Origin of the sequence: Paraburkholderia sediminicola, from assembly GCF_046027355.1 — a bacterium.
Lineage (GTDB): Bacteria > Pseudomonadota > Gammaproteobacteria > Burkholderiales > Burkholderiaceae > Paraburkholderia > Paraburkholderia sediminicola_B.
The window spans coordinates 1-959 of sequence record NZ_JAQQEK010000121.1 but is presented as its reverse complement, the minus strand read 5'-3'; the positions used below and the strand labels follow the sequence as shown (position 1 = coordinate 959).

1 protein-coding gene is annotated in these 959 nt (G+C 67.9%); it reads left to right on the top strand.

Annotated elements, in window-relative coordinates; genetic code table 11:
* Positions 1 to 959 (top strand): efflux RND transporter periplasmic adaptor subunit (locus PQR42_RS45545; protein WP_408496101.1); only part of this gene is annotated, 959 nt, incomplete at both ends.

Sequence of the window (959 nt, the reverse complement as noted above, 5' to 3'; positions counted from 1 at the left end):
ACCACGCCACAAGCGCAAAACCGCACCGCCGTCTCTGGCCGTTCGCGCTGAGCGGTCTTGCAGCGGTCTTGCTGATTGTCGGCATCGTGCCGCGTCTGCACGCAAGCGCCGCGCTCACGGAGCAAACGCAGGCGCAAAGCATGCTCAGTGTGTCGGTGGTCGCACCGCGCCCCGCTCCGGCCGTCAACGAACTGCTGCTGCCCGGCGCCGTCACGCCGTTCGCCGAAGCATCCATCTACGCGCGCACGAGTGGCTACCTCGCTCACTGGAACACCGACATCGGCACGCAGGTGAAAAGCGGCCAGACCCTCGCGACAATCGAAGCCCCGGATCTGGACGCGCAACTGCGCCAGGCCCGCGCCGACGAAGCCACCGCGCAAGCCAACTTCGACTACGCGAAGACTACCGCGCAGCGCTGGCAGGAGATGCTGAAGACGCAATCGGTCGCGCAGCAGGACGCCGACACCAAGGTGAGCGACATGGAAGCGCGCCGCGCGATGCTGGCGTCGGCGCAGGCCAACGTCGCGCATCTCGCCGAACTGGTCTCGTACGAGAAGATCACCGCGCCGTTCGACGGCGTGATCACCGCGCGCAACGTCGACGTCGGCGCGCTGGTGACGGCGGGCGGCACGCCCGGCACCGCGGGCATGTCGGGCGAGCTGTTCCATATCCAGCAGAACGGCGTGCTGCGCGTGTTCGTCGACGTGCCGCAGAACGACGCGCCGTACGTCACGCCGGCCACCGGCGTGTATCTGACCGCCCAGCAGTATCCGGGCCGCCACATCGCCGCGAAGGTGGCGCGCAGCACTGGCTCGATCGATCCGTCGAGCCGCACGTTGCGCGTCGAGGTCGACGTGGATAACAAGGATGGCGCGCTGCTGCCCGGCGCTTACACGCAGGTGCATCTGCAATTGCAATCGACCACGCCGGCGCTCGATCTGCCCGTCAGCGCCCTGCTA